At 69.6% G+C, this 25133-nt stretch carries 25 protein-coding genes; 18 read left to right on the top strand and 7 right to left on the bottom strand.

Features of this window, described 5'->3' with window-relative positions; all coding sequences use genetic code 11:
* The first annotated feature begins 48 nt into the window (after positions 1-48).
* The 10 genes from secY to rplQ all read left to right on the top strand — a co-directional run bounded on the left by secY (position 49) and on the right by rplQ (position 7016).
* Positions 49-1395, top strand: a complete 1347-nt coding sequence (gene secY / locus GTY96_RS29600) for a preprotein translocase subunit SecY (RefSeq protein ID WP_143905925.1) — start codon at positions 49-51, stop codon at positions 1393-1395.
* A gap of 90 nt (positions 1396-1485) precedes the next feature.
* Positions 1486-2136 (top strand): adenylate kinase, encoded by a 651-nt coding sequence (locus GTY96_RS29595; RefSeq protein ID WP_143905927.1) that lies wholly within the window; start codon positions 1486-1488, stop codon positions 2134-2136.
* Positions 2137-2223: 87 nt separating this feature from the next.
* Positions 2224-2982 carry a type I methionyl aminopeptidase gene (gene map / locus GTY96_RS29590; RefSeq protein WP_161666486.1) on the top strand — a complete coding sequence of 253 codons (759 nt, stop codon included), beginning with the start codon at positions 2224-2226 and terminating at the stop codon, positions 2980-2982.
* A 149-nt stretch (positions 2983-3131) separates the two neighbouring features.
* Entirely contained in the window at positions 3132-3350 is a 219-nt protein-coding gene (infA, locus tag GTY96_RS29585; protein ID WP_002614803.1) for a translation initiation factor IF-1, read from the top strand.
* Between the two features lie 67 nt (positions 3351-3417).
* A complete protein-coding gene (gene rpmJ / locus GTY96_RS29580) occupies positions 3418-3534 on the top strand; it encodes a 50S ribosomal protein L36 (protein ID WP_002633586.1) in 117 nt (38 codons plus the stop codon).
* A 57-nt stretch (positions 3535-3591) separates the two neighbouring features.
* Entirely contained in the window at positions 3592-3975 is a 384-nt protein-coding gene (gene rpsM / locus GTY96_RS29575; RefSeq protein WP_014395883.1) for a 30S ribosomal protein S13, read from the top strand.
* 72 nt (positions 3976-4047) lie between these two features.
* A complete protein-coding gene (gene rpsK, locus GTY96_RS29570) occupies positions 4048-4488 on the top strand; it encodes a 30S ribosomal protein S11 (protein WP_120523531.1) in 441 nt (146 codons plus the stop codon).
* Positions 4489-4557: 69 nt separating this feature from the next.
* Positions 4558-5184, top strand: coding sequence for a 30S ribosomal protein S4 (gene rpsD, locus GTY96_RS29565; protein WP_120523530.1), 627 nt, complete (start codon positions 4558-4560; stop codon positions 5182-5184).
* A 203-nt stretch (positions 5185-5387) separates the two neighbouring features.
* A complete protein-coding gene (locus GTY96_RS29560) occupies positions 5388-6410 on the top strand; it encodes a DNA-directed RNA polymerase subunit alpha (protein WP_120523529.1) in 1023 nt (340 codons plus the stop codon).
* 189 nt (positions 6411-6599) lie between these two features.
* Complete coding sequence (rplQ, locus tag GTY96_RS29555; protein ID WP_143905930.1) at positions 6600-7016, top strand: 50S ribosomal protein L17; 417 nt, start codon at positions 6600-6602, stop codon at positions 7014-7016.
* 135 nt (positions 7017-7151) lie between these two features.
* On the opposite strand, the gene GTY96_RS29550 is transcribed toward rplQ, so the two are convergent.
* The 3 genes from GTY96_RS29550 to GTY96_RS29540 form a co-directional block, all read right to left on the bottom strand.
* Complete coding sequence (locus GTY96_RS29550) at positions 7152-7712, bottom strand: hypothetical protein (RefSeq protein WP_235685959.1); 561 nt, start codon at positions 7710-7712, stop codon at positions 7152-7154.
* A 132-nt stretch (positions 7713-7844) separates the two neighbouring features.
* Positions 7845-9230 carry a tetratricopeptide repeat protein gene (locus GTY96_RS29545; RefSeq protein ID WP_235685974.1) on the bottom strand — a complete coding sequence of 462 codons (1386 nt, stop codon included), beginning with the start codon at positions 9228-9230 and terminating at the stop codon, positions 7845-7847.
* 16 nt (positions 9231-9246) lie between these two features.
* Positions 9247-10047, bottom strand: a complete 801-nt coding sequence (locus tag GTY96_RS29540) for a lysophospholipid acyltransferase family protein (protein ID WP_186002081.1) — start codon at positions 10045-10047, stop codon at positions 9247-9249.
* 214 nt (positions 10048-10261) lie between these two features.
* Between GTY96_RS29540 and GTY96_RS29535 the strand changes: the two genes are divergently transcribed.
* From GTY96_RS29535 to GTY96_RS29525, 3 genes are read left to right on the top strand one after another with little or no spacing between them, the layout of a single operon-like run.
* Positions 10262-10876: a deoxynucleoside kinase gene (locus tag GTY96_RS29535; RefSeq protein WP_143905933.1), complete on the top strand. Its 615-nt coding sequence runs from the start codon at positions 10262-10264 to the stop codon at positions 10874-10876.
* Positions 10873-12048, top strand: coding sequence for a DUF2314 domain-containing protein (locus GTY96_RS29530; protein ID WP_143905935.1), 1176 nt, complete (start codon positions 10873-10875; stop codon positions 12046-12048). The genes GTY96_RS29535 and GTY96_RS29530 overlap by 4 nt, the downstream gene beginning before the upstream one ends.
* Before the next feature lie 52 nt (positions 12049-12100).
* Positions 12101-13840 (top strand): FHA domain-containing protein, encoded by a 1740-nt coding sequence (locus GTY96_RS29525; RefSeq protein ID WP_161666484.1) that lies wholly within the window; start codon positions 12101-12103, stop codon positions 13838-13840.
* Here GTY96_RS29525 and GTY96_RS29520 read toward each other — a convergent pair.
* Positions 13837-14763 (bottom strand): DMT family transporter, encoded by a 927-nt coding sequence (locus tag GTY96_RS29520; protein ID WP_143905939.1) that lies wholly within the window; start codon positions 14761-14763, stop codon positions 13837-13839. The two genes, GTY96_RS29525 and GTY96_RS29520, sit on opposite strands and share 4 nt — an antisense overlap.
* Positions 14764-14936: 173 nt before the next feature.
* Between GTY96_RS29520 and GTY96_RS29515 the strand changes: the two genes are divergently transcribed.
* Entirely contained in the window at positions 14937-15854 is a 918-nt protein-coding gene (locus GTY96_RS29515; RefSeq protein WP_161666483.1) for a pseudouridine-5'-phosphate glycosidase, read from the top strand.
* Between the two features lie 14 nt (positions 15855-15868).
* On the opposite strand, the gene GTY96_RS29510 is transcribed toward GTY96_RS29515, so the two are convergent.
* Positions 15869-16363, bottom strand: coding sequence for a GAF domain-containing protein (locus GTY96_RS29510; RefSeq protein WP_143905943.1), 495 nt, complete (start codon positions 16361-16363; stop codon positions 15869-15871).
* A gap of 69 nt (positions 16364-16432) precedes the next feature.
* Between GTY96_RS29510 and GTY96_RS29505 the strand changes: the two genes are divergently transcribed.
* The gene (locus GTY96_RS29505) at positions 16433-17164 is read left to right on the top strand and encodes an SIR2 family NAD-dependent protein deacylase (RefSeq protein ID WP_143905945.1); all 732 of its coding nucleotides are present in this window, start codon (positions 16433-16435) and stop codon (positions 17162-17164) included.
* Positions 17165-17196: 32 nt separating this feature from the next.
* Here the strand turns inward: GTY96_RS29505 and GTY96_RS29500 are convergent, their stop codons facing one another.
* Entirely contained in the window at positions 17197-18447 is a 1251-nt protein-coding gene (locus GTY96_RS29500) for a hypothetical protein (protein ID WP_235685958.1), read from the bottom strand.
* A gap of 446 nt (positions 18448-18893) precedes the next feature.
* Between GTY96_RS29500 and GTY96_RS29495 the strand changes: the two genes are divergently transcribed.
* Positions 18894-21983 carry a poly(A) polymerase gene (locus GTY96_RS29495; RefSeq protein ID WP_161666482.1) on the top strand — a complete coding sequence of 1030 codons (3090 nt, stop codon included), beginning with the start codon at positions 18894-18896 and terminating at the stop codon, positions 21981-21983.
* 10 nt (positions 21984-21993) lie between these two features.
* Here the strand turns inward: GTY96_RS29495 and GTY96_RS29490 are convergent, their stop codons facing one another.
* The gene (locus tag GTY96_RS29490) at positions 21994-23172 is read right to left on the bottom strand and encodes a DUF6068 family protein (protein ID WP_328701049.1); all 1179 of its coding nucleotides are present in this window, start codon (positions 23170-23172) and stop codon (positions 21994-21996) included.
* 382 nt (positions 23173-23554) lie between these two features.
* On the opposite strand from GTY96_RS29490, the gene GTY96_RS29485 reads away from it, so the two are divergent.
* Both GTY96_RS29485 and GTY96_RS29480 read left to right on the top strand, forming a co-directional pair.
* On the top strand, positions 23555-24325 hold the full coding sequence (locus GTY96_RS29485) for a zinc-dependent metalloprotease (protein ID WP_161666480.1): 771 nt from the start codon (positions 23555-23557) through the stop codon (positions 24323-24325).
* Between the two features lies 1 nt (position 24326).
* Positions 24327-25124 (top strand): trypsin-like serine peptidase, encoded by a 798-nt coding sequence (locus GTY96_RS29480; protein ID WP_161666479.1) that lies wholly within the window; start codon positions 24327-24329, stop codon positions 25122-25124.
* Positions 25125-25133 lie beyond the last annotated feature (9 nt).

Here is a 25133-nt window from a genome sequence, read left to right as displayed (position 1 = left end):
GGGCGTTTGTTGTTGCTGGCAGAACCTCTTGAAGAGGATGGCATTACCGTGGCCTTGAACGCCTTCGCCAACGTCTTCCGCATCGCGGAGCTGCGCAGCCGGCTTGCGTACACGCTCGTGCTGCTGTCCGTCTACCGTATCGGCATCTTCATCAACACGCCGGGCGTGGACCGCTCCGCGATGAACGCGTTCATGGACGCCCAGAAACAATCGGGCGGCCTGGTGTCGCTGTTCAATCTCTTCTCCGGCGGCGCGCTGGAGCAGATGTCCATTTTCGGTCTGGGCATCATGCCGTACGTGAGCGCCTCCATCATCATCCAGCTCCTGGCGGTGGTGGTGCCCAGCCTGGAGCGCCTGCAGAAGGAAGGCGCCGCGGGCCGCCAGAAGATCAACCAATACACGCGCTATGGCAGCATCGTGCTGTCGGTCGTGCAGGGCGTGGGCATCTCGCGGTGGCTGGCCTCGCTGGGCCGCTCGGACGCGGGGCAGGGCGGCTTCAACCAGGTCGTCGTGCCCAACGACAACGTCTGGTTCACCTTCATGACGGTGGTCAGCCTGACGGCGGGCACGGCCTTCATCATGTGGCTGGGTGAGCGCATCACCGAGCGCGGCATCGGCAACGGCATCTCGCTCATCATCTTCGCGGGCATCGTGGCGCGAGTGCTGCCCGGCGCGAAGACGCTCCTGGACCTGACGACGCAGGAAGTGGTGAACGTGGCGGCGGTGCTGGGCCTGCTGTTCTTCATGCTCCTCATCATCGGGGTGGTGGTCTACGTGGAGCGGGGCATGCGGCGTGTGCCCATCCAGTACGCCAAGCGCATGGCGGGCCGGCGCATGTTCGCGGGCCAGGCGACCTACTTCCCCATGAAGGTGAACGCCTCGGGCGTGATTCCCCCCATCTTCGCCGGCGCGGTGCTGTCGTTCCCCGCGACGCTGGGCGCGTGGTTCCCGTTCCTGCAGGGCTTCCAGCGCAGCATCGAGGGCAACCTCTGGGTCTACAACGGGCTCTTCGTGCTGCTGGTGGTGTTCTTCTCCTACTTCTACACGGCGTTGACCTTCCGGCCGGATGACGTGGCGGACAACATCAAGAAGCAGGGCGGCTACATCCCGGGCATTCGTCCGGGCCGCCAGACGGCGGAGTTCATCGAGCGCGTGCTCAACCGCCTCACGTTCGGTGGCGCCATCTACCTGGCCATCATCTGCGTGATTCCGTCGGTCATCAGCAGCGTGCTGGGTGTGCGCTTCACCTTCGGTGGCACGGCGCTGCTCATCGTGGTGGGTGTGGCGCTGGACACGGTGCAGCAGATCGAGGGTCACCTCATCAGCCGCAACTACGAAGGCTTCGCGGGTCCGCGCGGTCCGCGCATCCGCGGTCGGGTTCGTGTGGCGGCCTGACGTGGATCGGTAGTGTTCCGGGCGCCTCTCCCCAATGGTGGGGAGGGGCGCCTCGTCGTTCAAGGGTGGACGCAGGTGCAAAGGAGCGACATGAACCTCATCCTCTTGGGGCCGCCGAACGCCGGGAAGGGAACCCAGGCGAAGAAGCTCTACGCGGACTTCCAGATCCCGCAGATCTCCACCGGGGACATTCTGCGCAAGGCCGTGAAGGATGGCACGCCGCTGGGCAAGGTGGCGGGTCCCTTGATGGCCGCGGGACAGTATGTTCCCGACGACGTCGTCATCGGCATCGTGGAGGAGCGGCTGAAGGAGCCGGACGTGGCCAAGGGCTTCGTCCTGGACGGCTTCCCGCGCACCCCGGGCCAGGCGGACGCGCTGGACCAGATGCTCACCCGGTTGGGCCGCCAACTGGATGCGGTGGTCTCGCTGGAGGTGCCGCACTCGACGCTCGTGGAGCGTGGGTCGGGCCGCCGCGTGTGCCCCAATGACGGGTCCGTGTACCACGTCACCCAGAGCCCCCCGAAGCGCGCGGGTCTCTGCGACAAGTGCGGTGCCGAGCTCGTCCAGCGCGACGACGACAAGCCCGACGTCATCGAGCGGCGCCTGCAGAAGTACGACGCGGAGACGTCACCGCTGAAGGACTTCTACGGGAAGAAGGGGCTGCTCAAGAGCGTGGATGGCGTGGGTTCTCCCGAGGGCATCTACGAGGAGATCAAGAAGGCCGCTGGCCGTCCTGCCTGAGTCCGCGGCAGGCCGCGGGACAGGGGCGGTGCGGACTGCCGCCCCTCCGGTCGCGAGTTCCCGAAGCAGCAGACCGGCAGGGGGCGCATGAATCCGCTGGAGATCAAGAGCCCGGATGAGATCGCCCTGATGCGGGAAGCGGGGCGGATCGTCTGTGAGATACTGGACGCATTGGAGAAGGCCGTGGCGCCTGGGGTGTCCACCTGGGAGCTCGACGCGCTGGCGGAGAAGCTGATCGCTCAGAAGGGGGCCCGGCCGGCGTTCAAGGGCTACCACGGCTTCCCGGCCGTCCTCTGTGCTTCGGTGAACCACGAGGTCGTCCACGGCCTCCCCGACCGGAAGCGCCGGTTGGTGGACGGCGACCTGCTGAAGCTGGACTTCGGGGTGGCTTACCGGGGCTATTTCGGGGACTCGGCGCGGACAGTGACGGTGGGGAAGGTGGCTCCCGAAGCCCAGGCCCTGGTGGATGCCACCCGGCAGTCCCTGGAGAAGGCCATCCGGGTGATGCGGCCGGGCAACCGGATTGGCGACATTGGTCATGCCGTGCAGAGCCACGTGGAGGCCCGGGGCTTCTCCGTGGTCCGGGATTTCGTGGGACACGGCATCGGACGGAAGCTGCATGAACCCCCTCAGGTGCCCAACTACGGACAGGCAGGGGCGGGGATGAAGCTGCGGCCGGGCATGGTCCTGGCGGTGGAACCGATGGTGAACCTGGGGACGGCGGACGTGGAGGTGCTGGAGGACGAGTGGACGGCCGTCACCGTGGACGGCAAGTTGTCCGCGCACTTCGAGCACACCATCCTGATCTCCGAGCGGGGACCGGAAGTCTTGACTCGGTGCTCCTGAGGGCCCAAGACCCGGGGTGAAATAGGGTGATGTCAGAGGGTGTTGATAGAGGTCCAGATTTCAGATCGCGCGGCGCTTGCTACTTACGGACCAAAGTGTTATCCCGCCGCGCTTCCAGAAGGTTCGTGGTCCGGGAAGAAGGTTGACGCTTGCCGAAGGATGATTCCATCGAAGTCGAGGGGACCGTTATGGAGCCCCTACCGAACGCGATGTTCCGCGTGGTGCTGGACAACGGCCACAAGGTCCTCGCGCACATCTCGGGCAAGATGCGGATGCACTTCATCCGTATCCTCCCGGGCGACAAGGTGAAGGTCGAGTTGTCGCCGTATGACCTGACCCGTGGACGGATCACGTACCGGGCCAAGTAATTCGGGCCGGCCGCCTGTGCGGTCCGGCTGTTGTGCTTTTCTCCGCTGAAGGAAGGAAGTTCGCTCCATGAAGGTTCGGGCGTCCGTCAAGAAGATCTGCGACAAGTGCAAGGTTGTCCGCCGTAAGGGTATCGTGCGCGTCATTTGCGCTTCCAACCCCCGGCACAAGCAGCGCCAGGGCTGAGAGTCCCCAGGGACTCTCTAAGCCTCAGACCAACTCCACAACGAAGGAAGACCGAAGATGGCTCGTATCGCCGGCATCGATCTGCCGCCCAACAAGCGTGCGGTGATCTCGCTCCAGTACATCTACGGGATCGGTAACAAGACCGCGCACGACATCATCGAGGCGGCGGGCATCGATCTCACCACCCGGACCAAGGACCTCACCGAGGACCAGGCTCGAAAGATCCGCGAGATCATCGAGGCCAACTACAAGGTCGAGGGTGACCTCCGGCGCGAAGTGACCATGAACATCAAGCGGTTGATGGACCTGGGTTGCTACCGGGGCCTGCGTCACCGCAAGGGTCTTCCGGTCCGCGGTCAGCGCACCCACACCAACGCGCGTACCCGCAAGGGTCCCAAGCGCGGCATCGTTCGCGCGAAGCCGGCCGCTCCGGCCCGCTAAACCCTCTGGCGCCCGCCGCCTCATCGCTGAGGCGCGGGCGTTGATCACCTACTCCCAGGAGCAGCGATTCACATGGCTGACGAGATCAATACCGCCGCGGCGCCGGCCGGTGCCGAGGGTGGCGAGACCCCTGCGGCGAAGAAGAACAAGCGCAAGGGCAAGAAGAACATCCTCAACGGCGTGGTCCACATCCAGTCCACGTTCAACAACACCATCATCACGATCACGGACGTGTCCGGGAACGTGATCTCCTGGTCGTCGGCCGGGGCGCGCGGCTTCAAGGGCAGCCGCAAGTCCACGCCGTTCGCGGCGCAGGTGGCCGCTGGCGACGCCGCGGCGAAGGCGATGGAGCACGGCCTGAAGACCGTGACGGTGTTCGTGAAGGGCCCGGGCGCGGGCCGTGAGTCGGCTCTGCGCGCGCTGGCCGCCGCCGGTCTGAAGATCAGCCTCATCCGCGACGTGACGCCCATCCCGCACAACGGCTGCCGTCAGCCCAAGCGCCGCCGCGTCTAATCACCGCTTCGGGCCGGGGCCTCGCGTCTTCGCGGGCCCGGCTCCAGACCATCTGCAAGGAGAGTTTCCGTGGCTCGTTATACCGCGAGCGCCTGCCGTATCTGCCGGCGCGAGAACCTGAAGATGTACCTCAAGGGCGACCGTTGCTATACGGACAAGTGCGCCATCGAGCGCCGCCCCTATCCCCCCGGTCAGCACGGCCAGGGCCGCGTGAAGTTCTCCGGCTACGGCGTGCAGCTGCGCGAGAAGCAGAAGGTCAAGCGCATGTACGGCCTGCTCGAGAACCAGTTCCGCGGGTACTACCACCGCGCGTCCGCGGCTAAGGGCAAGACGGGTGAGAACCTGCTGCAGCAGCTGGAGCTCCGCCTGGACAACGTGGTGTTCCGCATGGGTTTCGCGGACACGCGCAACGAGGCGCGCCAGCTGGTGCGTCACGGTCACTTCCAGGTCAACGGTCGCCGGGTGAACATCCCGTCGTTCTCCGTGAAGCCGGGCAGCGCCGTGGAAGTGGTGGAGAAGAGCCGCAAGGTGCTGCGCATCTCCGAGGCGCTGGAGACCGTGGATCGCCGTGGCGTTCCGCAGTGGATCGACCTGGACAAGAAGGCGTTCAAGGGCACGGTGAAGACAGTCCCGAACCGCGAGGACCTGACCATGCCGATCCAGGAGCAGCTGATCGTCGAGTTGTACTCGAAGTAGTCCTGGGTGCCGGGCCCGCTTCGCGCGGGCTCCTCCCGCAGTGGACGCCCTGGCCGACGAGGCCGGGGCGTCGTTGCTTTGTCGTCTGGAGGGCGCGTCCTGCGCGCACCGGGCGGCGGTGTTACGCAGTTCCCCGCGTGCCCGTCCTCCCGCCACTTTGGCGGGGATGTGGGTGATGGCGCACGCTCCGAGGAGCAGTCCCCATGGCCGACACGTTTGTTGCGAAGAACTGGCGCGACCTCATCAAGCCGCGCCGCATGGAAGTGGACCAGGACTCGCTGAGCCCCACGTACGGCAAGTTCGTGGCGGAGCCGCTGGAGCGCGGCTTCGGGACGACGCTGGGCAACTCGCTGCGGCGGGTGCTGCTGTCGTCGCTGCAGGGCGCGGCCATCACCTCCGTGAAGATTGAAGGCGTGGACCACGAGTTCACGACCATCCCCGAGGTGGCCGAGGACGTCACGGACGTCGTGTTGAACCTGAAGGAGGTCCTCCTCCGGATGCACACGAACGAGACGAAGACGCTTCGCATCGAGGTGGAAGGGCCCAAGGAAGTGAAGGCGGGCGACCTCATCGCGGACCAGGACGTGGAGATCCTCAACCCGGGTCACCACATCTGCACCGTGTCCGAGGGTGGCAAGGTGCGCATGGAGCTGACGTGCCGCCGCGGCCGGGGCTACGTGCCGGCGTCCACCAACAAGGTGGCGGGCGCGCCCATCGGGACCATCCCCATCGACTCGCTGTTCTCGCCCATCCGCAAGGTGAACTACCAGGTCACCAACGCGCGCGTCGGCCAGGTCACGGACTTCGACAAGCTGTCGCTCGAGGTCTGGACGGACGGCTCCGTGGTGCCGCAGGACGCGGTGGCGTACGCGGCGAAGATCATCAAGGAGCAGCTCACGGTGTTCGTGAACTTCGACGAGACCGAGGAGCCGGTCGTCGCCGAGGCGCCGAAGGAAGAGGCGAAGCTCAACGAGAACCTGTTCCGTTCGGTGGACGAGCTGGAGCTGTCGGTGCGTTCGGCCAACTGCCTGCAGCAGGCGAACATCAAGTCCATCGGTGACCTGGTTCAGCGCACCGAAGCGGAGATGCTCAAGACGAAGAACTTCGGCCGCAAGTCCTTGAAGGAGATCAAGGAGATCCTCGCGGAGATGGGGCTCTCGCTGGGCATGAAGCTGGAGAACTGGCCGCCGAAGAACGCGCCGGCTCCCGCCGCTCCGAAGGCCTAGCCTTCCCGTTGTCCCCGCAGCACCTGCCTCGCATCCCACCGACACGGCTTCACGGTGGCGCGAGGCAGGGGGCCCTGGTACACAGGGCCCGATTCAACGGCGGCCCCTGGTGTCGGGGCCGTCCTTCCCACCCGGTACCTGATACGGCCGGAGTGGTGGGGTTCTCATCAGAGGCCCCGGAGCACGCGCATGCGCCACAAGGTCGGACAAAGGAAGCTGCACCGCACCACGAGCCACCGGCTCGCGATGCTCAACAACATGGTCACGTCGCTCCTGGAGCACGGGGCCATCCGCACCACCGTTCCCAAGGCGAAGGAAGTCCGTCCGCTGGCGGAGCGCATCATCACGCTGGCCAAGCGCGGTGGGCTGTCCAACGTGCGCCTTGCTGCTCGCACCGTGAAGGACCGCACGGTCCTCCAGAAGGTGTTCAGCGAGTACAAGGAGCGTTACGCCGCCCGTCCGGGTGGCTACACCCGCATCGTGCGCCTGGGCTTCCGTCGGGGCGACGCCGCGGAGATGGCCCTCATCGAGCTGGTGGATCGGCCCGCGAAGGCTCCGGCCGCCGCTGAGACCGAGGCTCCCGCCGAGGCGAAGTCCGAGGGTTGAGCCGTTCCCCTGAGCGGGCCTCTCCTGTGGGGGAGGCCCGGTCGGGCTGAAGCAGCACCCAGGGCGCCTTCCCGCAGGGGATGGCGCCCTTCGTGTTTCCTGGGGCCGCAGGAGGCCCCTAGGTGGAAGCCGGGGCTACTTCTTCGGCGCGAGCAGCCGCTGCCACTCCTCCTGGAGGGAGGGCGTGAGGTCGGCGTTGTCGCTTGGGCTTCGCATCTTCAGCGACTGGAAGCGCAGGTCCGCCGGCGCGGTGACGCCGTCCGCGCCCAGCAGCTGCTTGGGGGTGATGGTGACGAAGTTCCCCGGCTGCACCTCCGCCACCGCCGCCCGGTACTGCTCGTTCACGATGATGGTGACGTCGCGCCAGACGTCCTTGCTCTCGTTCCAGATGGTCACGGAGGGCCGGTCCAGCTTGTCGCTGAGCACCAGGCGCGCGTCCATGTCACCTGTCTCCAGCGAGCGTCCGGGACATGCGATGGCGAAACTGGCGACGGACAGCACCACCCAGCCCGCGACGATGCCGGCCTTGTACTTGAAGAAGCGGTTGCTCGCGCGGAAGTCCGCCAGCTGCTCCTTGAGGATGGAGAAGGTGTTGAGCAGGACGTTGGAGGTCTCCGCCGCGACGCGCTTGCCCAGCGGGCCCTCCACCTTCGGCTTCTCCAAGGGGGCCGTGCGCGCGGCGCTCACGGCGCGCATGCCAGAACTCGTGGCCGCGCGGGGCTGGGGGCCGGGATTGGACGGCGCCCTGGGCTGCGAGGTGCTCGGGGGGGCGGGTTTGCGTGCGTCGCTCATCGGAAGCGGAGTGTAGAAGGCGCGGTGCTCCGGTGGCTACTGGCCCTTGAGGACCTGCAGCGCCTTGCTGGCCACCGCGTTGTCGGGCTGGGTCTCCAGCACCTTGCCCAGCCAGCGCTCCGCCTCGTTCGCGGCCTTCTGGCGCTCCTCGGGGCGGCGGGCCTTCTGGGCCTCGTCGGTGTAGAGCAGACCCAGGCGGAGGGCGAACTCGGTGTTCTCCGGGTCCTTCTCCGCCACGATCTTCAGCTCCCGCTGCGCGGCCGCGAAGTCACCTTCCAACTGGTAAACGAGCGACAGCTTGCCCCGGGCGGGCGCCGAGTCCGGCTGCAGCGTCACCGCCACCCGGAAGGCGTCCTTCGCGGTGGCCAGCTCGCGGGCGTCGAGGCGCAGGTCACCCAGGCGGAACCAGGCGAGATCCAACAGCGGGTTGAGCGCCACGGCCTTCTCGAAGGCGGCGCGCGCCGCGTCCGTGCGCTGGCGCGATATGTACAGCTCGCCCAGGTAGAGCTGGTTCTTGCCGTCCCGGGGGGCGCGTTCGATGGCCTGCTTGAACTCGTCCACGGCGCGGCCGGCGTCGTCCAGGCGCTGGTAGGCCAGCCCCAGCAGGGCGTGCACCACCGCCAGGTCCGGGTAGTCGTGGAGGATCTCCTCGAAGGCGATGAGCGCATGCTGGGGCGCGTCCAGCTCGTGCAGGTAGCGCATGCCCTCCTCGAGCTTCGCGCTCGCCACCTTGGGGAAGTCCTGGAAGGGGTCCGCCAGCTGGTTCATCAGCGCGCGCGCGGTAGCGACCTCCCCCTGGGTGGGGTTGCCGCGCACGACGGTGCCCAGGGCCTCCACGGCGCCCGGTGCATCTCCGGTGCGGGCCAGGGCCTTGGCGAGCGGCAGCTTCCAGCCCGCGCGCTCCGGGGCCAGCTCCGCGGCCTTGCGCAGCGGGCCCAGCGCGGCGGCGTACTGCTCCGACTCCAGGCGCGCGACGCCCAGCCGGTAGTGGAACTCAGCGGTGGTGGGGGACATGACGATGGCGCGCTCGAAGGCCGCCACCGTGGGGGCGCCCGCGTCCCGTGCCCTCGAGAAGAGCGTCAGGCCCAGCATGTACTGGTCCACCGCCCGCTCGTTCTTGGCGATGGCCTGGCGCAGCTCCTCCGTCCAGGCGTCCGCGTGGCCCGCCTTCACCTGGGCCTCCGTGAGGGCCCGGGCCACGTCCACGTCGTCCGGCGTCCGCGCGTGCAGCTGCCTCAGGAGCGTCACCGCCTCCTCCGGCTGGTTCCCATCCAGGTAGGCGCGGGCCTGGGCCTGGGGCGACAGCGCGGGGGCCGAGGCGTTGCCGTGGCCGCAGCCAGTGGCGAGCAGTCCCAGTCCGAGCCCCAGGAGGACGGCGGAGGCGCGGCGGAGCTTGGAGAGGCGCTTCAGGGGCGGCGTCAGCAGGGGCACGGGGAGCTCAGGAGGCCTTGGAGGAGATGGAGGCGTCGTGCCGCGCGGCGCCCTCGCGGTGGGGCGCGGCGACGGCCAGGTCCGGGTCGCCGCCCTTGCCGCCCAGGGAGAGGCTGTCGGCGAGGATCTGCGCGCGGACGGCGCGAGCCAGGCCCTCCCGGTCATTGTCCGCGAAGCCGGTGGTGTCGATGGGGCGGCCAATCTTCACGCGCACCGGGCCCGGCCTGATGTTCCACGAGTTCTTGGGCATGACGGTGGAGGTGCCCTCGATGGTGACGGGGCAGATGGGGACCCGCGCCTTGAGCGCGAGCGCGAAGGGGCCCTTCTTGAAGGGCAGCACGCTGCCGTCCTCGGAGCGCGTGCCCTCCGGGTACAGGAAGATGCTGGTGCCCGAGCGGATCTTCCGGGCGGCTTTCTCCAGCGAGGCGATGGCGGAGGAGCGGTCCCCTCGGTCGATGAAGATGTGGCCCGCCAGCCAGAGATACCAGCCGATGAGGGGCACGAAGCGCAGCTGGCTCTTGGCGACGAAGCGGAAGTCCACCGCCACGGCCACGAAGTGCGCCGGGATGTCCAGCGTGGACTGGTGGTTGCCCACGTAGATGGTGGGCCGCTTCGGATCCACGTTCTCCCCGCCGATGACCTCCAGCTGCGCGCCACCGGCCCACAACAGGACGGGCGACCAGAGCGTCCGGACGACCCACACGGAGCGCGAGGAGTTGAGCGTCACCAGCATGGCGAGGATGGCGAGGGGGAAACAGACCGCCGACCACACCGTGACCACGACAATGCACCACAGCTTGCGCAGCATGCGTCGCCTTTCCTCCTACCGGGGGGCTCGAGCGCCGGACAGGCCCCGGGGGTGCCTCCCACCGGTCGGGCAGCAGCCAGGCAGCGCGGCGACGGCGGCGGCGCGGGCTCCTGGACGTGCGGACCGGGGCGGGGGCATGCACTTTATCTACCATGGCTCCCCTCGCCATTGTTTCTGGTGAATGCCGCTCGCTGGGGTTACAAGCAAGGGTGGCGTGGCCAGGAAAAAGTTCATCGCCATCGCGGGCAACATCGGGGCCGGAAAGACGGAGCTCACGTCCTTCCTGTGCCGGAAGTACGGCCTCACGCCGTCCTTCGAGCCCAATGACCAGAACCCCTATCTCGCGGATTTCTACAAGGACATGAAGACGTGGGCGTTCCGCTCGCAGCTCTTCTTCCTGACGCACAAGTTCCGCCTGCAGCGGGAACTGGAGCGCACGCCGGGCACGGTGCTCCAGGATCGCACGCTCTACGAGGACGCGGAGATCTTCGCCAAGAACCTCCACCGGCAGCGGCTCATCGACAAGCGCGACTGGGGGACCTACTGGGAGCTGTATCAGACCCTGTCCCAGTCGCTCACGCCGCCGGACCTGATGATCTACCTGCGGTGTCCGGTGGCCACGCTCAAGGAGCGCATCCGCCTGCGGGGCCGGTCCATGGAGAAGGACATCCCGACCGCGTACCTCAAGCGCCTCAACGCCCTCTACGAGGAGTGGTTCGAGGGCTACTCGCTGTCGCCGGTGCTGGTGCTGGGGACGGACAAGCTGGACTACCTCACCAACCTGGTGGACCGCGTGGACCTGTTCCGGCAGATCGAGAAGCACCTGTGAAGGAGGTCTACGTCCTGGCCACCGAGCCGCCGGAGCCGCCATCGCTGGAGACCCTGCGGGCGGCGTTCGCGACGGACGAGGTGGAGTTCGTGCCGCACGAGGGCGCCTGGGGCTTCACCGTGCGCGCGGATGGTTCGGAAGTGAAGGTGGTGCTCAAGCCCCTGAGCGACGGCCGTCCGCGCGTGAACCCGGAGCTGTTCAGCGGCAGCCCGGAGGCCTTCGCGCGCGTGGAGAAGGCCCAGGCCTGCTACGCCTTCCTGCTGGAGCCGGGGGGCACGCAGCCCACGCTGCCCGTCTTCGAGGCGCTGTGGACCGTGCGCACGCTGATGGAGCAGACGCAGGGCGTGCTCGTGGACGTGACGGCGTTCAAGCTGCACGAACCCGAGGACGTGGTCGAAATCACCGAGCTGGACTTCGACATCCGCGACCACGTGCACCTGCACGCGATTGAACTGGCCGAGGGTGAGACTCCACTGTGGGTGCACTCGCACGGCATGGAGAAGTTCGGCGCACGCGACGTGGAGATCTTCCACCTGGGCGAGGGCGACCTGCTGGCCGCGGAGAGCTTCCTTCACGAGCTGTGCACGGACCTGGCGTTCGCGCAGGGGCCGGCGCTGCGCGCGGAGGTGTCCACCAGCGAGGGTCAGAGCTTCACGCTGGTGCCGTCCGAGGAGGCTCGCGCCAACCTGCTGGGCGTGCCGCTGGACGCCTTCGAGGGCCACGAGGGGCTGTTCCTCACCGTGGTGTCGCCGCTGGGTCGGCACAACACGGCGGAGTTGCTGGCGACGTACCGGGAGCGGTTCGCCAAGGAGCCCGCGGAGCAGACCCAGGCCATGCACGAGGAGGCGCAGGCGCTGCTGCCGGCGTTCCTGGCGCGCTTCCAGCGCAAGGGGTTGATGGAGCCCCTGACGTTCCTGGTGCGCGCCCCCTTCGAGACGCACCCGGAGGGCGAGGTGGTGGTGGAGAACCTGTGGCTGGAGGCGGTGGCCCGGGATGAGGGATCCGTGGTGGGCCGCCTGGTCGATGGCGCGGTGCACACCACGGAGTGGCGCAAGGGCGCCCACGTGGAGGTCGAGGAGAAGCAGATCAACGCCCTGGCCATCGCCCGGGAAGGCCGCGCGCTCAACGAAGGCGAGCTGCGGGCCCTGCTGACCGCCGAACGCCCCATGTAGCCGCCCGCGTCTTGCGGGCGCCCCGAGGGGCGCTGCTAGGCTTGCGGTCCGCATGCCGGCACTCCTGCTGCTCACGGGCCCGTCCGCGGGGCGCCGGTACGACGTCGTCTCTCAGCTGACCCTCGGGCGCAGCCCCTCGTGTGACATCCCGCTGGAAGACGACCAGGTGTCGCGCCGGCACGCGCAGGTGTTCCTGGACACGCTCGCGGGGCAGGTGCGGCTGCGCGACCTGGGCTCCACCAACGGCACGCTGCTCAACGGCCAGCGGCTGGCGCTCCAGGAAGAGGCGGTGCTGCGGCCGGGCGACCGGATGCGCGTGGGCGGCACCATCGCGGTGTTCGAGCCGCCGCCGGTGTCCATCGTCGACGAGCCCTCCGGCGCGTCCGCCCAGGAGCCACCGGGACACGTCCCCATCGAAGAGGTGCTGCCGCACGTGGGCGCGGCCGCGGCGATGTACTCGGCGGGGACGGCGTTGCTGGGGGCCACCAGCGAGGCGATGGTGCTTCGGCGCCTGGCGGAGGAGACCGCGCACGCGCTCAACGCGGATCGCTCCGCGGCGCTGTTGAGCGGACCGGAGGGGCTGCGCACGGCGGCGGTGTCCGGGGCCGCGTCCGTGGAGGTGCCTCGCGCGCTGTTGCAGGTCGCGCTGGAGCGCAAGGAGCTGGGACGCACGGACACGGCGATGTGCTCGCCGCTGGTGGCGTCGGGTGGCATGCCCTTCGGCGTGCTGTACGTGGAGCGCGAGGAGTCGCCGTTCACCGAGGGCGAGGGCCAGCTGCTCGCGTCGCTGGGGCGCCTGGGAGGCGAGGCCTATACGGCGGTGCGCTCGCGTGGCGAGGCGGAGGCCGCGGAGCTCCCGTGGGTGGCGCCGCTGGGCACCTCCCGCGGGTTTCGCGGCGTGCTGGACGAGGCGCGGCGGGCGGCGGGCAGTGCCGCGCCGGTGGTCCTCCATGGCGAGCCGGGGACGGGCAAGGCGCTGCTGTCGCACCATCTCCATGGCCGTTCACCGCGCGCGCTGGGGCCCTGGGTGGTGGTGGAGTGCCGCCAGCCCCTGGAGGCGGTGGAGGTGGCGCTCTTCGGCCGCGCCGGGGCGCCCGGACAGCCTCCGGTGACGTCCGCGGTGCTGCGCGCGGATGCGGGCACGCTGCTCTTGCGCCACGTCGATGCACTCCCGAAGCCCGCGGCGGAGCGGCTGGCGCGGATGCTCGCTCGGCGTGCGGCGCCGGCCCGGCAGGGAGGCGAGGAGCCCGTGGATGTGCGGATCGTCGCGACCAGCGCCGCGCCGGTGTCCCGGCTGATGGCCCGAGGGGAGTTCGACGCCGCGCTCGCGCGGGGGCTCGCGGGCTTCGAGATGGAGGTTCCTCCGTTGCGCGAGCGCCGAGGCGATGTGCCGGTGTTGCTGGAGCACTTCGCGTTGCGTGGCGCCCGGCAATGCGGGCGGGAGGCGCCGGTGCTGGGACCGGAGGCCCGGCGCCTGCTGGCGGAGTACCCGTGGCCGCAGAACGTGCGCGAGCTGGAGCTGGTCGCGGAGCGGCTGGGGCGCGTCTACGCGGCGGGGCACGTGGGCATCCCGCAGCTTCCGCCGGAGGTCCGCGAGGGCGCGGTGGGGCGGGCGCCGCGCACGCTGCAGGAGCAGGTGGCCCGGCTGGAGCGCGACGCCATCGCGGAGGCGCTGCGCGAGTCCGGCTGGAAGAAGGTCCGCGCGGCGGAGCTCCTGGGCATCAGCCGGCCCACGCTCGACCGGAAGATGGAGGAGTACGGGCTGACGCTGGAGCGGGGGGGCCGAGGTTAGGCCTTGGTGATGGCCGCGTCCTTGCGGCGGCTGAGCAGCACGCCCGCGAGGATGAGCGCCGTTCCGAGCGCCTGGAGCAGGGTGGGGCGCTCGCCCCGGACGGCCCAGGCGGTGAGGGCCGCGACCACGGGGATGCCGGTGCCGTAGAGCGTCGTGCGGTTGGTGCCCACCTGCTGCACGCTGCGGAACCAGACGAAGTACGCGAGCACCAGCGGCACCAGCGCCGAATACACGAGCGCCAGCCAGCCCGCGGCGCTCACTCGGGATGCGTCCATCGCGATGACCTGGGAGGCCCCCGCCAGCACCACGCCCGGCGCTCCCGTGAGCATGGTGATGGCGGTGATGCGCAGCGGGGAGACCTCCGCGCCCACCGCTCGCGTCCCCACCGTGTAGATGGACCAGCACAGCGAGCTTCCGACGATCAGCGCGTTGCCCGTCCACGTCGCCGCGCCCAGGTCCGGGCCCCGCGCTCCCACCACCAGCAGCGTCCCCACCACCGCGAGCGAGAGCCCGATCACGACCGGGCGCCGCAGCCGTTCGATGCCCAGCGCCGCGCCCAGGGCCGCCGTCACCACCGGGCTCACCGCGGTGAGCATGCCGCTGTTGGCCGCGGTCGTCCGCGCGAGGCCTTCGATGAAGCACAGCTGGTACAGCGTGTTGCCCACGAACCCCAGCGCGGTGAGTCGCAGGAACACTTTCCACGGCAGCGGCTTGTGACCCTCCACCGCCCAGAGCACTCCGCCCATCGCGAGCGCCGCGAGCGCGAAGCGCAACGCCATGAAGGCCCGGGGCGGCATGCCGTCCAGTGCGTCCTTCACGAGGGTGTAGTTGGTCCCCCAGATGACGACCACGGCGATCATCGCCAGGTCGGAGGCGGACAGGAGACGGGCAGGCGCTGCGACCGCGGGCGACGAGGTGCTCACGGCCGCGGGGCATAGGGCGGCGCGACTCCGGATGCAACCGGCGGGGCTGCAACGAAGGGAGAGGAGCCGGGCGGGCGCGGAGCTCCTGCCCCTGGCTCGGGCGGAGACCCTGGCGACGTTTCCCCACGCCCGCGCTTGTCCGGGCGCCCCGCCCATGGCGTAAATGCCTGCCCATGGACTTCCGCTATTCGGACGAGGTGCGGCGCGCGAAGGACTCCGGGCAGCCGCTGGTGGCGCTGGAGACGAGCGTCGTCGCGCAAGGCCTGCCGTACCCCAACAACCTGGCCGCGGCTCGCGCCTGCGAGGAGGCGGTGCGCCGCGCGGGCGCCGTGCCCGCGCCCATCGCCGTCGTGGATGGCGAGGTGTGGATCGGCCTGGAGGACGCGACGCTGCGCCGGCTGGCCGAGGGCAAGGAGAAGCTGCTCAAGCTGGGCTCGCGCGACCTGGCCGTGGCGGTGGCCACGCGCGCCAGCGGCGGCACCACCGTGAGCGCCACCTGCGAGCTGGCCGCGGCGGCGGGCATCCGCGTCTTCTCCACGGGCGGCATCGGCGGCGTGCACCGCGGGGCCTCCGAGCACTGGGACATCTCCCAGGACATCGCCGCGCTGTCGCGCTACCCCGTCGCCGTGGTCTGCGCCGGCGCCAAGTCCGTGTTGGATCTGCCCAAGACGATGGAGCTGCTGGAGACGGCGGGTGTGCCCGTCATCGGCGTGGGCACCCACGAGCTCCCGTCCTTCTACAGCCGCGAGTCCGGCCTCTCGCTGGAGCACCGCGCGGATGACGCGGAGGCCGCCGCGCGCATCGCGCACGCTCGCTTCGAGACGCTGGGCCAGGGCGGAGTGCTCTACACCGTGCCGCCGCCGGTGGAGGCCGCGCTGCCGCGCAATGACGTGGAGCTGCACATCGCCTCGGCGCTCGCGGACGCGGAGCGGCAGGGCGTGCGTGGCAAGGCCGTGACGCCGTTCCTGCTGGGGGAGATGGCGAAGCGCACGGGCGGCAAGAGCCTCCAGACGAACCTGGCGCTGCTGGAGAACAACGCGCGCTTCGCGGGGGCGCTGGCCGCGGCCTACGCCCGGCTCGCGAAGCGCTGAGGTCCGAGCCCTGCTCAGGATGCGCGGTGCTGGAACCAGGTCATCAGGTCCTCCAGCGCCGCGCGGTCCACGTCGTCGAAGGTGTTCTTGTGCTCGGAGTCGATGTCGAGCACGGCGAGCAGCTCGCGGTCGCGGCCGTACACCGGCACGACGATCTCCGACGCGGAGCGGCCGTCGCAGGTGATGTGGCCCGGGAAGGCGTGCACGTCCGGCACCACCACCGTCTCACCCTTGGCGGCGGACGTGCCGCACACGCCCTTGCCGAAGGTGATCTCCAGGCACCCGAGCGTCCCCTGGTAGGGGCCCACGCGCAGCAGCTTTCCGGGCGTCACCACCCGGTAGAAGCCGGTCCACAGGTGGCCGAAGGCGTTGTGCAAGAGGCAGCTCATCGTCGCCATCGCGCAGATGTCGTCGTCCACGCCTTCGAGGATGGCGAGGGCGTGCGTTTTCAACTCGGCGTACGCGTCGGTCTTGGGCTGACCGCGCAGATCCAGGGTGACTTCCGCCATGATGGGGACCTCGGTGGGGATTTCCCGCCCCTTCTAACAACCCTGGTGCCGGATGGCACAGGAGGCTGTGTGGAACCGCTCGTCCTGGATTCGCGAACCCGCCTGCTCGTGCTCACCGGCGCCGGAGTCTCCGCTGAAAGCGGTGTCCCCACCTTCCGGGGCATGAACGGCCTGTGGGAGAACCACCCCGTGGAGGCGGTGGCGTCTCCCCAGGGCTTCGAGGCGAACCCCGCGCTCGTGTGGCGCTTCTATTCACAGCGCCGCTCGGGCGCGGCGGACGTGAAGCCCAACCCGGGTCACGACGCGCTGGTGCGCTGGGAAGCGCACCTGGGAGACCGCTTCCTGCTGGCCACCCAGAACGTGGACGGACTGCATACGCGCGCGGGCAGCCAGCGCGTGGTGGACATGCACGGCAACCTCTTCCGCACGAAGTGCGCGGACTGCCGGCGGGCGCCCTTCGCGGACACCACCGTGCATCCGTCGGGCACGGTGCCTGTGTGCGATAGCTGCGGTGGGCGCTTGCGGCCTGACATCGTCTGGTTCGGCGAGTCGCTGGCCTCCGCGGACCTGGAGCGCATCGGGGAGTTCATCACGCGCGCTGACGGCACCCGCCTGGTGTTCCTGGCCGCGGGCACCTCCGGCGCGGTGTGGCCCGCGGCGGGCATCGTGGACGAGGTGCGCGCCGCGCGAGGGGACACGTGGCTCGTCAACTACGAGTCCGCCGCCAACACGGAGCGCTTCCACCACTTCGTGCAGGGCCTGAGCGGCGAGGTGCTGCCCGCGCTGGCGAAGCTCTCCTGAGAAAGGCGCTTCGCCAGGCGCGGTGCCCGGGCCTACGGGCCTCGGAGGACGGTCAGCCCCTGGTTGGTGAGGACGAGCAGCATGCTCGGCGTCACGGTGGGCTCGTAGACGAGCTGCAGGACGCGTTGCCCGGCGACCTGCTTCACGGGGCTCAGCGTCGTGCCATCTGGCTCCAGCCGCCAGAGGCCCGCGCCATTCGTGCCGATGTAGAGCGCCCCATCGTCCGTCGCCTTGAGGGCCTGGATGTGATTCGTCGGCAGCCCCGCGAGCTTCGACCAGCTCCCTGTCGAGCGCGACTTCAGCGTCATCGCCCAGACGCCGAACTCCGCGCTCCCCAGGTAGTAGCGGCCGGAGGCGCTCTGCTCGAAGGCACGCCAGTAGTCATCGGAGGCCAGCCCGTTGATGAGTTCATTGAAGCTCTTGAACTTCCAGGGCGTGGGGCCCTCCCAGGTGTTCTCGCGGTCCCACTCCTCCAGCTTGGGGCTGGGCGCGAGGATCCCGACCATCTGCTCGTTGGCGACGAGGACGTCGCCATTCGGCGCGATGCCCAGTCCGTGCATCGGCGGGCATTGCAGCGATCCCCATTCCGAACCGTTCTCGTAGAGGTACCAGCCCGGGTGGCGGTGGCTGTTGTAGGTGAGCCCCTGGATGCGGGTCACGCCGTGGTTGGTCGTGATGTAGAGGTCCCCGCGATCCCGACCGCGCGTCACCCGGGCGCAGCTGATGACGGTGCGGTCCTCCTCGTAGTGGAAGTCATTGGTGTTGTGGATGCCCAGCTGCCGGCCCGCGTTCGCAGCGCCGGTGGTGCGCCAGATGTGCTCCTCGAGCTTGACGGTCCCATCCGGCTGGAGGCGGACCGCATCGAGGTCTCCCTTCTGGTACTCGGCGAAGCGCTCCGGCGAGTAGCCCGCCTGGCCTGGGCTGGGGATGTACGTGCGCTGCGTGATTCCCTCCGCGCGCTTCATCTCGTTGGCCAGGTAGCCCACGTAGGCGCGCCCGGCTTCGCCGCCGCAGATGACCGTCGAGTCGATGGCGAGCGAATCCGGGCCGAACGGCTTGCTCGCTTGACCGATGCCGCGGGTCCACGTGGGGGCGGAGTCGCCGGGGCGCAGGACGCCAATGCGGGTGCCGTCGAGCAGCCAGAGGTTCAGCCCTTCATCGAGCCCGACGCTCCTCGGCGTGCCAACGCCAAACGAGCGCGAGTAGTCGAGCACCGCATCCACGGGCCACGGCCCCGCATCGGCGGTGGCGCCGCCGTCGGGCGAGGACCCGCCGTCGGGCAAGTCGCCGGCATCGGGCGTCGTGCCCCCATCGTCCTCCGGTGGGAACGTGCCCCCATCCGGAGAGGAATCCGGAGGGGGAGGGGAGGGAACTTCGTTTCCATCGGAGGGAGGGGGCGCCGGGTCATCACCCGGCTCGATTGTCCGGTCCTGGTTGGTGCAACCCACTGACAACAAAGAGAGGACCGCCAGCCCCGCTCCCACCACGCCTATGCGAATGCCCATCCTGCGTTCCTCCGTTGGCGGAGGCTCATGGCAAATCCTGGGCCGGGCCCTCGCGTGCCGCACGGCGCGGGGCCAAGGGCCACACGCCTCATGCCGTGGACTGTCAGCTGTGCGCGGGCCGTAGCGTCAGCGGCGGCGCGTGCTCGGCCCTTCTTGGGGTGCGCGGCATTGCATCCCGGGACACGGGCGTGTCATCCGGGTCCCCGCGCCCACGGAGCCTCGCCATGTCACAGGACCGATTCACGACCAGCCGCGAGGTGTATCACCGCATCCGGTGGGACCCCCGGCTCGATGCCCGCGAGTTCGTCGTCGGCTACGACGCGCATCGCGGAGCGCTGGAGGAGATGCCCTTCGAGGCGTTCGTCCCCGATGGGGAGATCCCCTGGCACCGCGTCTGGTACTTCAAGCGCGGCCGTCAGGTGGTGTGGGACCGCAAGGCGCGCGTCGACCTGCTGAGCAACACCGGCACCGCCGAGGAGCCCACGCCATCCCAGCCCCTCGCGGTTCCCGGCTTCTCGCCGCTGTCCGCGTGGCGCTACGACGCGCGCTCGGGCTCATGGTCCGAGGCCCCCCGCGACACGGGCCATGCGCTCACCCCGTCCGCGTCGCTCACCGTCGCCACCTTCAACGTCCTCTTCGACCTGTACGACGCGGAGCTGCTGGCGACCGAGCGCAGGACCCCGGCGACCCTCGCGCTGCTGCGGGACACCGACGCGGATGTCATCGCACTCCAGGAGGTCACCCCTCCCTTTCTCAGGGCACTGCTCGCCGAACCCTGGGTGCGCGAACACTACTGGCTGACGGAGGGCCCCGGCGCGACCACCGTGGTTCCGTATGGCCAGGTCCTGCTGTCGCGCATCCCGCTCGCCTCCGTCTGGCAGCGCGGCTTCTCCCGGGACAAACGCCTCGTCGCCGCCGAGCTCCGCTTCTCCGACGCCACGCTGTGGGTGGCCACGCCGCACCTGACGAGCAACCGGGACGCCTCCGGCGCCGCCGCGCGCACCGTCCAGGTGCAGGCCCTCCTCGACTGGGCCCGTGCACTGGAGGGCACGAGCCCTTCCGAGTCCCCGGACCTGATGCTGGCCGGTGACTTCAACTTTGGCGATGGCGCTCCCGAAGCGGAGGCCTTCGCGCGCGCGGGCTTCTTGGACGCGTGGTCCGCGCTGCGGCCTTCGGAAGCGGGGGAGACCTTCAACCCCCGGCTGAACCCGCTGGCGGCGCTCACCACCGTTTCGGGGCGGCTCCAGCGGTTGGACCGAATCCTGGTGGCGTCGCCGTCGGGCCGGTTCGCTCCGGAGGCCATCGGCCTCTTCGGGGAAGCGCCCGTGAAGGGGCCGCCCGCACCAACGGGGGAACCCCTCTTCGCTTCCGACCACTTCGGCGTGCGCTGCGTCCTGCGCCGCGAAGCGGTGGCCTCTCCGTTGACGCTCGCCTCGCCGTCCTCGGCGGCGCGGGTCCACCACACGGCCCTGGTGCTCATCCCTCCCGAGGAGGCGTGGGCCCCCATCCAGGCGCTGCGCAAGAAGCACGACGCGAAGTTCCAGCGGTGGATGCCCCACATCACGCTGTTCCACCCCTTCGTTCCCGAGGAGGATTTCGAGACGGCGGAGGCGCTCCTCGTGGACGCCCTCCACGGCTTCGAACCCTTCGACGTGATGCTCTCCGCGTTCGACCGCTTCGAGCACCGCGCCAACGCGACGGCGTGGCTTCGGCCGGACGATCAGCCAGCGGGCGCCCTCACGGCCCTGCACGCGAGGCTCGTCGCGGCCCTCCCCGAATGCGCGTCGCCTGCCCTTGTCGGCTTCACGCCCCACCTCTCCGTGGGCCAGCTCGCGCTCACGGAGGATGGGGAGGTCGCCCGGACGCTCGCCATGTGGCAGCGGAGCTGGAGGCCGCTGAGGTTCCGCGTGGGGGAGCTGTGTCTCGTCCGGCGGAAGGGGGACACTCCCTTTGAAGTCGTCCGGCGCATCCCTCTGACGGGCCGCGCGCCTCGGACGCATGGGACCCTCCCAGCGCATGACGACCGTTCCCTGCGAGAGGTGCTGGCCTCGCTCGGCGCCGTCGATTCACGGGAGGGACACGCCGCGAGGACCTCGGCGGTGGAACAGCTGCGCGGGCACTGCGAGCGGGTGGGAGCCTCACTGCATCCCTATGGCTCGTATCTGCTGGACACGGACGGCGTGGGCAGTGACGTGGATGCGGTCGCCATCGGCCCGGCGACGCTGTCTCGCGAGGACTTCGCGCGAGCACTCCTCCAGGAACTGGCCACGTCCCCTTCAGCCCCCGCTCGCTATGTGGCGGACGCCGCCATCCCCTTGGTGAAGCTGTGCCTGGACGGCGTGAGCTTCGATCTGGCCTATGCGAGCCGTCCCGCGGGCGTGCCTCCCGAAGCACCCCTGACGTTGCTGGAGCGTCATGGCTCCCAGCTCGACGTCGCGGGGCTTCGCTCCATCCTGGGGTTGGCGGACACGCTGGGACTGCGCGCCGCCGTCGCCCCGGAGGGTGGACGGACCGACCGGTTCCCGTCCCTGGTTCGAGCGGTCAAGGCCTGGGCCCGGGCCCGGGGCATCTACTCGCATGCCCTGGGGTATCTCGGCGGGTTGTCGTGGACGCTGCTCGCGGCCTGGGCCTGCACCCGCGCGCCCTCGGACGCCGTGACCTCCGACGCGTCGCTGCTCGCGCACTTCTTCGAGACCTTCGCGGCCTGGCCGTGGCCCCAGCCCGTGACGCTCACGCCCGAGACAGCGCGCTACCACCCCGAAGGCAAGCGCGACCTCCTGCCCGTCATTGCTCCAGCGCTTCCGGCTCGAAACACCGCGCGCAACGTGTCGCGCTCCACGTTCCGCGTCCTGCGGGAGGAGCTGCTCCGCGCCCGCGAACTCGTGGCCAGCGCCCGCGCCTCGCGCACCGCCTCCGCGTGGGCCGCGCTCTTCCAGCCCCTGGACGCGGAACACGACCTGCCGACATTCCTGCGGCTGTCCGTCGACGCCCCCACCCCCGAGGCCCGCGAGGCAGTCGCGGGTTGGGTCCTGGGTCATCTCACGGCCCTGGTGTACCGGCTGGAAGGAGACCGGCGCCTCTTCGTGCGTCCGCTCCAGCCGCCGCGGGCCGGAGGAACCTTGCTCATCGGGCTGGAGGTCCACGAGGCTCGGGACGGGGATGCCTTGTCCTGGCAGCCGCACGGCCCGCTATTCACGGCCGTGGAGGCGTTTCGCGGGGCCTTCCACGAATGGGTGAACAGCCCCGACGGCGCCGCGCTTCACGTCGACCTCGTGCGTGGCGACCCGCCGCGCGCTTCGAGGCCGACGTCCTGAGGGACTTGCGTCACTTCGGGCTCACGAGCCACGAGCCCCACCGCACGAGCCGCGTGCCGCCCTCCGACTCACGCTTGCCTCCGGCGACCACGCGCTCGGTGCCGCTGGCGAGCGGCTGGAAGCGCGCCTCGTAGGGCAGGCCCGCGAGTCCCGGGGCCCACGGCTCGGCCGCGTAGGTCTCGGAGAAGACGCGCTGGACGCCCTCGACGTTCTCGCTGCTCTGCGCGATGAGCGCGGGCACGCTGTGGCCCTCCGCGGTGAAGGTGCCTCGCGTGGAGGACGCCGCGGCGGGAGGCCAGTCCCCGGAGGCCAGCGCCTCCGAGGGCAGGTTCAGCAGGAGCTCCTCGAGCGCCTCCGGCTCCGCCTGCGAGAAGTCCGCGCAGGGGGCGGCCTGGGCGCCGTCGACGGGGCCCTCCGTCCGCAGCAGGTAGCCACGCTCCGCGGCGAAGCACACGCGCTGCACACCCGGCGCGGGGCCCACGTCCACATCCCGCTCGTAGTAGGCGCCCGGGCCCAGGGGCCGCTCCAGCGCCGGCACCGGGGCGCTGGCCTCGGCCGAGCCCTCGCGGAACTCGCGCAGCGTCAGCTCGACTCCGCCCGGGATGCGGAAGCCCGCCGACACGGTGCTCGCGTCAATCAACCCGTGGGTGAGGTAGAGCGGGCCCGGTACGTTGGCGTAGACGCGCGTGCGCAAGGGGCCGTCGAACGAGCGCTGGTCGGTGACGTAGCGCACGGCCTCCCAGGTGCGGCCCGCGCTGGAGGTCTTCTCGGCGGTGGCCTGGCCTCCATGGGGCACGTCGAACGGGCGCGTCGCCTCCGCGCGCACGGGGAGGAGGAGGTCGGTCGCCAGCCGCGGCTGGGCCAGCGGCTTGCCGGACGCGTCCGTGAACGCCACGCGCACCCAGACCCAGGGCTGCCGCACCGCCACCACCTCCAGCGTCAGCTGGCCGGCCACGGTGCGCGCGGTGCCGCCACCCCGGGGCTCGGGGCCATGCGTCGCGGAGAAGGCATAGGTGACGCGGTCGCCCACGCGGGCGCGGCTCCAGGCGTCATCGGCCGCGAGGGACGCGGGCTCCTGGGTTCGCGTGTCCGTGGGAGAGGGGGCACTGGACTTCGTGCTCTCGCAGCCCGGGAGGAACGACAGGGTCGCGCTCAGCAGCGCGGCGAAGGGGAGGGCGGTAGGGCGCATTGGCATCGAAGACGGGATACACCGGGAGCCCATTCACGCCCATTCGCTCGTCGGCGCCGCGTCCTCTCCCCGTGTTCACGGGTGAATACGACCCCAGGGTCAGTGACTGAATCAAAGACACCACTGTCCGGAAATTGTGAGATTCAGTCTTAGGCTTGAAAACCACTGTAACGGCAACCTCTTGGAACCATGGACGTCACGTGACTTTACTCTTACATTCTTGAAATCTGGAGTGTCGGTGCTCCATGAATTCCTGGAAGGGTCGCCAATCCCCTCTGGCGTGTCGCATGGCCCGACAGTTGCTCTGTCGCCGGGCAAGCTGTCCGTGGCTGACGGGAAGGTCAGGCGGCAGCGGATCTCCCCCGAACCAGAGGAACGACGAATGTTCAAGAAGGCGGCAGTCCTCGTTGCGAGCTGTGGCGCGCTGTTGTCTGGCTGCGGTACCGACCTGGAGAGCGAGAACCAGGAGATTGTCTCCAACCTGGTGCAGGCGGGCTTCCCGGCCAACGACATCATGGTCGTTGATGGTGCCGTGTACGTGGGCCGCGACGCCCAGGTGTCCCTCGAGGCGTCCCGCGAGATGCTCCAGCCCGGCAAGGAGAGCGCCGAGCAGTACCGGACGACCAACCTGGTCAGCACCAGCGTGAAGAAGATCTGCATCAACCCCACGTCCACGTTCAACACCTACACCCGCCTGAGCCAGGGCCTCGATCTGGCGATCGGCAACTACAACAGCCTGGGCCTCACGTTCACCATGGCGCGCGGCCCGACCACGGGTTGCAACGCGAACATCACCGCGACCATCACGTCGGGCGCCGGCGGCTCCTCGGGCTTCCCCTCGGGCGGCCTGCCCTACGGCACCATCAACATCGGCACCGGCCTGCAGAGCTACAGCGTTGACGTGAACGAGCACGTCATCACGCACGAGATCGGCCACACGATCGGCTTCCGTCACTCGGACTACTACAACCGCGCCATCAGCTGTGGTGGCTCCGCCTCCAACGAGGGCACCGCGGGCGTGGGCGCCATCCTCATCTCGGGCACGCCGAGCACGGCCACGGTCGGCGGTTCGATCATGAACTCCTGCTTCCGGTCCACCGAGACCGGCGAGTGGACCAGCTCCGACATCACCGCGCTGACCACCATCTACTGAGATGCGCTCCAGGCCCCCAGGGATGTCCATGTCGCACTGGGGGCCGCTTCTCGCGGGCACCTCCTTCCTGGGCCTCGCGGCCTGTGGAACGGGGGGGCCCGGGGATCCTCCGGGCACCGGCCTCGTCGAGGTTCCCTCCGTCTGCGCGAGCGTGAAGAAGCCGGAGGTGCGCGGCCTCTCTCAGTGCGGCCCGCTCCGCGAATTCATCCCCATCAACCGCTACCAGGGCGAGTTCTCCGACGTCGTCCAGGACCGCGAGGACGCGGTCGTGCTGATTGACGGGCGCTGCACTGGAACCTTGATTGAAGCAAGCGCGGGTCCCGTGGTCGTGACCGCCGGGCACTGTGCCAGGCTCGGCGACCGGGCGCTGCTGGTCTTCAACTTCGAGGAGGCCCCCGACGGCGACCCGCTGGTCACCGAGGGCACCGTCATCGAGCAGTCGCTCGAACCCGACTATGCGCTCATCCAGTTGGATGTGCTGCCCGCGGTCAGGCCCGTCCTGCTGACGACCCGGCCCACCGAGCGGCTGGCCATCATCCAGCATCCCCGCGGCTTGCCCAAGGTCATCGCCGAAGGCCGCTTCGTGGCTTCATGTGACCGGCAGCTCTACTACTCGGACCTGGACACCCTGGTCGGGAGCTCCGGCGCGGGCGTGCTCAACCGCCAGGGCTACCTGCTGGGCATCCACACGGACGGCGACTGCGACTCCTTCGGCCGCGGGACCAACCGGGGTTGGACCCTGGAGTCGATTGTCGAAGCGTCCTCGTACCTTCAGCGCGACGACATCGCCGAACGCTGAGCGGATGCG

It is taken from the genome of Corallococcus silvisoli (assembly GCF_009909145.1).
GTDB classification, from domain to species: Bacteria; Myxococcota; Myxococcia; order Myxococcales; family Myxococcaceae; genus Corallococcus; species Corallococcus silvisoli.
This window is presented reverse-complemented; position numbering and strand designations above follow the sequence as displayed.

Bases quoted from the DNA above. Each gene is read 5' to 3' on its own strand.
- GTY96_RS29515 (WP_161666483.1), top strand. From the start codon at position 14,937: ATGGACTTCCGCTATTCGGACGAGGTGCGGCGCGCGAAGGACTCCGGG.
- rplQ (WP_143905930.1), top strand. From the start codon at position 6,600: ATGCGCCACAAGGTCGGACAAAGGAAGCTGCACCGCACCACGAGCCAC.
- rpsM (WP_014395883.1), top strand. From the start codon at position 3,592: ATGGCTCGTATCGCCGGCATCGATCTGCCGCCCAACAAGCGTGCGGTG.
- map (WP_161666486.1), top strand. From the start codon at position 2,224: ATGAATCCGCTGGAGATCAAGAGCCCGGATGAGATCGCCCTGATGCGG.
- GTY96_RS29540 (WP_186002081.1), bottom strand. From the start codon at position 10,047: ATGCTGCGCAAGCTGTGGTGCATTGTCGTGGTCACGGTGTGGTCGGCG.
- GTY96_RS29490 (WP_328701049.1), bottom strand. From the start codon at position 23,172: ATGCGCCCTACCGCCCTCCCCTTCGCCGCGCTGCTGAGCGCGACCCTG.
- GTY96_RS29480 (WP_161666479.1), top strand. From the start codon at position 24,327: ATGCGCTCCAGGCCCCCAGGGATGTCCATGTCGCACTGGGGGCCGCTT.
- GTY96_RS29550 (WP_235685959.1), bottom strand. From the start codon at position 7,712: ATGCGCGCCGTGAGCGCCGCGCGCACGGCCCCCTTGGAGAAGCCGAAG.
- GTY96_RS29595 (WP_143905927.1), top strand. From the start codon at position 1,486: ATGAACCTCATCCTCTTGGGGCCGCCGAACGCCGGGAAGGGAACCCAG.
- rpsK (WP_120523531.1), top strand. From the start codon at position 4,048: ATGGCTGACGAGATCAATACCGCCGCGGCGCCGGCCGGTGCCGAGGGT.
- rpmJ (WP_002633586.1), top strand. From the start codon at position 3,418: ATGAAGGTTCGGGCGTCCGTCAAGAAGATCTGCGACAAGTGCAAGGTT.
- GTY96_RS29510 (WP_143905943.1), bottom strand. From the start codon at position 16,363: ATGGCGGAAGTCACCCTGGATCTGCGCGGTCAGCCCAAGACCGACGCG.
- GTY96_RS29495 (WP_161666482.1), top strand. From the start codon at position 18,894: ATGTCACAGGACCGATTCACGACCAGCCGCGAGGTGTATCACCGCATC.
- GTY96_RS29525 (WP_161666484.1), top strand. From the start codon at position 12,101: ATGCCGGCACTCCTGCTGCTCACGGGCCCGTCCGCGGGGCGCCGGTAC.
- GTY96_RS29560 (WP_120523529.1), top strand. From the start codon at position 5,388: ATGGCCGACACGTTTGTTGCGAAGAACTGGCGCGACCTCATCAAGCCG.
- GTY96_RS29485 (WP_161666480.1), top strand. From the start codon at position 23,555: ATGTTCAAGAAGGCGGCAGTCCTCGTTGCGAGCTGTGGCGCGCTGTTG.